Annotated in this window: 3 protein-coding genes; 2 read left to right on the top strand and 1 reads right to left on the bottom strand. The window is 54.3% G+C overall.

The window, feature by feature from the left end:
* Positions 1-34 precede the first annotated feature (34 nt).
* Together L991_RS09835 and L991_RS09830 are read left to right on the top strand one after the other, a co-directional pair.
* Entirely contained in the window at positions 35-4,882 is a 4,848-nt protein-coding gene (locus L991_RS09835) for a VCBS domain-containing protein (protein ID WP_231550528.1), read from the top strand.
* Positions 4,883-4,885: 3 nt separating this feature from the next.
* Positions 4,886-6,217, top strand: coding sequence for a TolC family outer membrane protein (locus tag L991_RS09830; protein WP_047394766.1), 1,332 nt, complete (start codon positions 4,886-4,888; stop codon positions 6,215-6,217).
* A gap of 150 nt (positions 6,218-6,367) precedes the next feature.
* Here L991_RS09830 and L991_RS09825 read toward each other — a convergent pair.
* Positions 6,368-8,076: methyl-accepting chemotaxis protein (locus L991_RS09825; protein ID WP_197053858.1), on the bottom strand; the 1,709-nt coding region annotated here is incomplete at its 5' end.

Here is an 8,076-nt window from a genome sequence, read left to right as displayed (position 1 = left end):
AACCGATACCGGCGCGGTCAGCGAAGATCAGCACTTGAGCGCCAGCCATCAGTTACACACCAGCGGCCAGCTCAGCATCACCGACCCAGACGCTGGGCAGGATCACTTTATTGCCCAAGCCAATACCCCAGCCACCTATGGCGTGTTTACTATTGATGAGCATGGGTTGTGGACGTATACCGCTGACAATGGCCAAGCGGCCATTCAGCAACTCAAAGCCGGTGCTACCCTCACCGATAGCGTCACCGTCAGCAGCGCCGACGGCACGAATCACACGGTGACGGTGACGCTCACCGGTAGTAACGACGCCCCAGTGCTGATGGCACAAAGCCAAGCTGTGAGCGAAGATGGTGCGCGACTCAGTGGGCAAATGGTTGCCAGCGATGTCGATGTGGGCGATGCGCAGCACTACAGTGTCGCCGGTCGAATCGCTGGCTTTGTGCTCAACGTGGACGGCAGTTACACCTTCGACCCGCGAGATAGCGCCTACCAGCATCTGGCCGCCGGTCAGACCCAAACGCTGACGATTCCGATCACGGTGACGGATAGCGCGGGGGCGAGCAGTACCCAGAATCTCACCATCACGCTGACTGGCAGTAACGACGGTGCCACCATTGGCGGCGTCAATACTGGTGGCACCAACGAAGATAGCACCCAGCTCACCACCGGCCAGCTCACGGTGGCTGATATTGACGATGGCCAAGCGCACTTCGTCGCCCAAACGGGCACGGCGGGTAGCTACGGCAGCTTTAGCCTCGACGAGAACGGCCAGTGGCGTTATCAGCTCGATAGCAGCAAACCCGAAGTGCAAGCGCTCAAGAGTGGTGACAGCGTCACAGAACACTTTACCGTCACCAGCGCCGACGGCACCACCCAGCAAGTCACGATCACCATTGCTGGCCGCGACGATACCGCTGTCATCAGCGGTGCTGATACGGGGCAGGTCATTGAAGATCAGCAGGTTGATGCACATGGCTTGCTGCATGCAGGCGGGCAGTTGCAGTTGCTAGACCCTGATGCTGGTGAAGCCGTCTTTGTGGTGCAAAATGCCGTGGCTACCCAGTATGGCCAGTTCAGCATTGATGCGCATGGTGTCTGGACGTATACGGTGGATAACAGCAAACCCGAGGTGCAAGCCCTTAAGCCGGGCGGTACGGCGGGTGAAACGGGTGATATCTCGGGTGCATTGGCGCAAGTATTGTCGCAGTCAGGCGTAGCGGGGTTCCATAGCGTAGGCGAGGCGTTGACGCAGGGGCAATTGAGCGCGCTAGCGGGCGTGCTCGATCTCAGTATTCAAGGTGCCGCAATTGTGTTGAGTGGCCCGGCGGGCACAACGCCGGTAGTCTATGCCATGGATGCGCAAGGTCGTGCCAATATCGGCGTTGATGAGTTACTGAGCTGGCTGCATCAAGGGGCTGGGTATGAAGTCCATCTGCAAGGTACGCAATCAGATGTTCAGGTGTTTGTGCATGATCGCGGGGATGAACATACCTTGCATGCCTTGCCGCTAAGTGGCGTGGCGAATCTGAGTGATCCACTGAGTCAAGCCCTGCATTTAGCTTTGCAATGGCACACACCGCCAGTGCCGGGCGAACTGCATGAAATAGTGACCGTCAGTAGTGCTGATGGCACGCAACATCAGATCAATCTCACTATTACCGGAACCGCCGAAGATGCCGTCATCAGCGGTACGGATACCGGCAGCGTGACCGAAGATGCCAATGTTTCTGGCGGCAAGCTAGAAGCTCACGGACAGCTACAGATTACCGATGCTGATGCAGGGCAAGCAGCGTTTCAGCCTTTGCAAGATTTGGCTGGCCAGTATGGTCATCTCACGCTGGGTGCAGACGGCACTTGGACCTATCAAGCCGATAACCAAAGCGCGGCGATACAGGCCTTGAACAAAGGGCAGTCGGTCATTGATAGTTTTATCGTGCACAGTGTTGATGGTACGGCGCACACCATTGCGGTAACACTGCAAGGTGCGGACGAAGTGCGTACCGATCTATTGGGGCTGGTTGCGGCGAAGGTGGCTAGTGAGTATTACTACGCAGGGAAGCAGCTGGCTGCGGCCATTAGCTCGCTCAACGGCGGAGCGGTAAGCAGTCTGGAATTGTCCTTTAGCAATGGCACCCCCAAGGTGGTGGATGCCGCTGGCCATGTGCTAGAGAGCTTCACCAGCCATGATTTGTTCGGCACCCATGTACCCCTTGGCCATCTACTGGATCTGCTTAAAAGCCATCCCGGCGCGCAACTGATTCTGGATGGCCCAGTGGGAAGCAGCAGTGGCTTCTATGTCAACAACAGCGGCAATCCCTTGCAGCTCAACGCCTTTGGCTTGACTAGATACAATGTTGCAAACAATGCGCTGGGCAGTGCGCCCATTGACGGGATTCCCACTCCGCATGTGGCTGTCACAAATAATGGCAATAGCGTCGCAGTCTTATCGGGAGCAGATAGCGGGAGTGTACTCACGTTGGATGCCACGCATGAGCTCACCCAAGGCCATCTGACTGTGCTCGATGCCGATGGTGGCCAAGCCGCGTTTGTGGCCCAGCAACATGTGCAAGGGCAATACGGCCAATTTGATATTGATGCGGACGGGGAGTGGCATTACCACGCCGATAGCACGCTGGATGCGGTAAAACATCTGGTGGCCGGTCAAGCGCTGACCGATCAATTTACCGTGCAGAGTATTGATGGCACTACGCATCAAATCAGGGTGCAACTGTTTGGCGCTCATCAGATGGCCCAAATCAGTGGTGTCGATCAAGGGCAAGTTACCGAAGATCAGGCAACCCAATTGCTGGCCAATGGGCAACTCACGGTAAGCGATCCCGATCCGGGTGAGGCACACTTCATTGCGCAGGCGCAGGCGCAGGCGCAGGCGCATGGGCAGGGGCGCTATGGCGTATTTACCTTAGCCGCCGATGGGCAATGGACCTACACCGCTGATAGTAGCCAAACGGCGATCCAGCAATTGAAAGCAGGTGCAAGCCTGACCGACGTATTGACCGTGCAAAGTGTGGATGGCACTACGCATGCCATTTCGGTCACCATCAACGGCAGCAATGATGCCGCAGTGATCGGTGGGGTATCAACGGGTCAGGTTTCAGAGGATGCCACTACGAGGATACAGGGTCAGTTGACGATCACTGATGCGGATCAGGGGGAAGCCGCATTCCAAGCACAGAGCAATACCCATGGATCGTATGGCTTGCTAAGTATTGATGAGCATGGTTTATGGAGTTATACACTTGATAATGCCAACTCCGCAGTTCAAGCACTGCAGTCAGGAGAAACTTTAACCGAGCGTTTCACCGTTCAAAGTGCCGATGGTGGTAGCCACACAGTGACCATCGCCATCAATGGTAGTAATGATGCACCAGTATTGCAGGCGCAAAGCCAGTCAGTCACTGAGGACGGCAACCTATTGCGCGGCCATATGGTGGCGCAGGATGCCGATCATGGCGATACGCTGCACTTTAGTACCAGTGCCGCAGTGGCAGGCTTCACGCTGAATGCTGATGGCAGCTACAGCTTCGACCCGAGTCACCATGATTATCAGAGCCTCGGCGCTGGCCAAGACCGGGATATTGCAATTCCCGTTATAGTGACTGACAGCGCAGGAGCCACGGCATCGCAGACGCTGAGCATTCACATTACCGGTCGCGACGATCGCACTTCAATTTATGGTTCTGACAGCGGCCAAGTGCAGGTGGGGGTGCGCCCAGAGACCTCGGGGCAGTTGCACGCCAGCGACGAAGATGCTGGCCAGAGCGGTTTTCAGGCGGGCACGGTGAAAGGAAGCTTTGGCAGCTTAACTATTGATGCCCAAGGCCACTGGACTTACCAGGTCGATGGTCATGACAGTTTTGTTCAGCATATTCTCCCCAACTCTTACCTGCCAGATGTCGTGACCGTGCACAGCCTGGATGGTACGGCTCATGACATCAATGTAAAAGTTAGCGGGGCCCCAAGCGGTGGACACTATAATTCTCCGGTGGATAGCACCAGTGTGCAGCACGTGCCACTACCGCAGGTATGGAGTGCCGTACAGGGCCAGCCTGTGGGCGGACATGATGTGTTCGATGGCATCTTGGCTGCGGTACATGCTGCAGGCTATCAATATCAGGGCCTGGCTAATGAGCTGGATAAAGGCAGTTTGGCCGCCATCGGGAATATGGATCTGAGCATTAGTGGGGTGCATGTGCAGGTGATAGATAGGGCGGGTAATCTGGTGCAACGTATTTCCTCCACTGGAGAAAATGCCGCCACGCTGCATATGAGCGACCTATTGCTCTGGCATGCGCAAGGCCACAGCATTATTGCTACCAGCGATTCTGGCTTGGATACGACACGAATGTGGTTACACAACCCTGGGGATATGCACAACATCCAAGTGAGATTGCCGGATGGCACAGGGTTTAATGCTTGGGCGGATCAATGGACGTTTGGCGAATTACACCTGCAGGGTATTGCCCCAGCACCGCCTGCCGCACCTGCTCCGGCACCTGATGAATATGTAGCATTTGGCCACGATACGCATGGATCTTCCGCCTACACCGTTGATGTTCACTCGGAGCTGTATACCTATTTACAGCTGGCCGGTGCTGATCACCCCCAACGGCCCGCAAGTGCAGAGGCAATACCACAGGGCCTGGGTGAATATTTGCAGCATGCCGGGGTTGATCTCCATACTGTAGCGATCACCCCAGCCGAGCCGGGAGACATGCCACACGAGCATGTAGCAGCCATACCGCTCAGCGCTGATGACCAGCTTATGACCCCATTATCTGAAGACCATGCAACATTGCTGGTGCCCAGTGACGATCATCAACACTTACCGCTGCCGGATGACCCGCAGCACCACGGAGTCTAAATCATGCACAGAGCCACTTTAGGCATGCTGTTGCTGGTATTGAGTGGCTATCCGGCCTATGCCACAGCGCTGGATCTAAATGCAGCCTATCAGTTGGCCTTGCGCAATGACCCTGTGTTAGCGCAAGCGCAGGCACGCCAAGAAGCGACGCAAACCAAACCGGCTCAAGCTCGAGCGGGTTTGCTCCCCAATCTCAGCCTCTCTGGCGGGGCGTTTGCCAATCAGCAAAAGATTGAACAGCAAGGTAGTTTTGAGCGGGATCGGCATTTTGGCAGCTATTCATATACCCTCAATCTCACCCAGCCTCTTGTACACGTTGGCAATTGGACTACTCTTGCGCAAAGTGAATTACAAGCCAATCAGGGCGACCTCACGCTGGCTGCAGCACGGCAAGATCTGATTTTACGTACCGCGCAGGCCTATTTTGAGCAACTACAGGCCCAAGAGCGGCTAGCCGCGGCCCAAGCCTATCTGCAAGCTGTGAATGGGCAACTCAACACCACGCGGGAAGCTTTTCGCATCGGCACTGGAGTGAGAACCGATATGTACGATGCCGAAACCCGCTCGCAATTAGCGCAAACACAGCAAATTAGTAGCGAAAATGAGCTACAGCTTAAACAGCGCAAATTAGCCAACATCACCGGGCAATTCGAGCCGCAGTTGTATGGCATTCGGCCCGGGTTTGAATGGCCGCTGGATAAGTTGCCGGGCTTGGAGCAATGGCTGGCAGCGGGGCAGGCAAATTTTCAATTACAAATCGATCAACTCAATCAGCAGATCGCTGAGCGGGAAATTCAGCGGCAGCAGGCGCAACATTATCCTACGGTGGATCTGGTCGCGACGGCAGGCAGTAACTCTGACCTCAGTAGCGGCCTACGCGAGTGGACTGATAATCAACGTATCGGTATTCAAGTGTCGGTGCCGCTGTATCAAGGCGGTGAAGTGGCCGCCAAAACCACCGAAGCGGCAGCCAACGCGCGTGCGGCAACCCATGCGCTAGAAAACACCCGACGAAGTGTGGAGTTAGAAATCCGTCAGGCCTATTGGCAGCTCACGCAGGGGGTGCGACAGATTGCTAGTTTGCGCCAAGCCCTGCGCGCTGCACGTGATGCCGAACAGACAACTCGCGATGCGTTTGCCATTGGTGTGCGCTTTAATCTTGATGTGCTCAACGCTCAAACCCAAGTCTTTAATACGCAGAGCGAGCTGATACGAATCAGTACAGATACCTTACTCGCCTGGCTCAAGCTCAAGGCTATGACGGCGCAATTGTCAGAAATGGATATCCAAACCATCAATGCTTTTCTGCAACCCAGCACCACACTCCAACAATAAAGTAGATGTGATTTAGTGCTGGGCTCATTTAAGCACGGTCAGCTTCGCAGCAAAACAGATGCTCCTAGTGATGCTAAGTGAGCAGCAGCGTAGTTTACTGCTTCTACTGCGCACCGAGGTCTACAGGCTTCAGCCAGACGCAGCGAACGGCTATACCTTGAAGCAGCTTAGTTTGGCTTTCAATCCTTTCGCAATTTCATCCACCTGGGCTGCATTGTCAGCGGTGTGGCTGATCGAGGCCGTGGTTTCTTCGACCATTTGCGAGATATCCTCAACCCTTGCCGCGATATTATTGCTTGCCACGCCTTGCTCGCGTGTTGCATTGGCTACTTCATTTAGATGAATTAAGGTGCCGCTTGCCCCTGCATAGATCTGCTGTAGCGATTTGGTTGCTAGGCTACTCAGCTGCACCCCTTGCATGACTTGCGGTAAAGCGTTTTCCATCACGCTGACGATTGAGACAGTTTCGCCCTGCACGTTAGCCAACATCTGCTCAATATCAACGGTGGCGTGGGCCGTACGCTCGGCTAGTTTTCGCACTTCATCGGCTACCACGGCAAATCCACGGCCTTGCTCACCTGCACGTGCAGCCTCAATGGCGGCATTGAGTGCTAAGAGATTGGTTTGTCCGGCGATATCTTTGATCACCGCCGCAATTCCGGAGATTTCTCTGGCTTTGCTATCCAGCTGACGAATCTGTGTAGTGGCGCCGGTGACGGTGTGTGCGATTTGTTCCATTGCCCGAGAAGCCGCCGAAACTTGATTCACACCTGCATCGGCCAGCTCGGTGGCCTGCTTCGATGTGTACTGGGTTAATTGTGAATGATCGGAGATATGGTTGATGCTCACCGTGAGCTCTTCCATCGCCGCAGCCATCGATGTTGTGGCATCGGCCTGACTATGCGCTGCTAGTGCGATTTGCTGACTGGCGCCAGCAATATGTGCTGCTTGGCGGTAGAGCTCATCAGCATCCTGTCGAATTTGGCTGATGATCTGTTGTAGTCCTTTGGCCATACCATCGAGCGTGGCCAACAAGCTCCCCGCCGGCGCGTGATTGACTCGCACCTGTAAATCGCCAGCCGCAATTCGCTGCATAATCAGGATGGCTTGTTTAGGCTCACCACCGAGTTGATGCACGATGCTATGCGTAATTAGCCAGGCCAAGGCACTGATGAGTAGCGCCATCCCGATTAATTGGGCGATGCCCAACCAAAGACTGCGCTGAAAATCCTGTTCAATATCATCAATATATACTCCAGTACCCAGCACCCAATTCCAGTCCTCAATTAAAACGGCATATGAGAGTTTAGGCTCTGGCTTAGTGGCGCCTGCTTTTGGGAAGAAATAATCAACATAGCCGCCTCCTTGACGGGCAACTTGATGCATTTCCCGAATCAAGTATTTGCCATTGGTATCTTGCAAATCACCCTTGTATTGCCCCTCGACCTCAGGTTTACTCGGCTGGAGCACATATACCAGTTGCGTATCAAAAATGAAGAAATAGTCAGTCTGGTTGTAGCGAACCTGCCGCAAGGCGGCTACGGCAGCTTGCTTGGCGGCTGTTTCGCTCAGTAGACCCTGTTGGCTTAGCTGCTGGTAGTGCTTAATCAGACTGCTGGCGGTTTCAACCTCATGCCTGATTTGTAGTTTTCGACTTTCTAATAGCTGTGTGTGTTGGGTATTTAGTTGCAAAATGCATAAGCTGGCCATTCCTAGTAAGGCCACAATGCTTAAGATTAATAAGCGAAATTTCACATCCAAATTCATAATCCACTGCATTTTAAGAAAATTCTCGCTGCATTGGTTTTGGATTAAAAATTGGGCAGCATTATTTTGGCCCCAAGACCAATGCGGGATAC

The sequence above is a fragment of the Chitinibacter sp. ZOR0017 genome, from assembly GCF_000799095.1.
GTDB classification, from domain to species: Bacteria; Pseudomonadota; Gammaproteobacteria; order Burkholderiales; family Chitinibacteraceae; genus Chitinibacter; species Chitinibacter tainanensis.
The sequence above is the reverse complement of the archived record's forward strand: the minus strand, read 5'-3'. Positions and strand labels throughout refer to the sequence as shown.

Excerpts from the sequence above, each read along its gene's own strand:
- L991_RS09830 (WP_047394766.1), top strand. The coding sequence starts at position 4,886 with ATGCACAGAGCCACTTTAGGCATGCTGTTGCTGGTATTGAGTGGCTAT.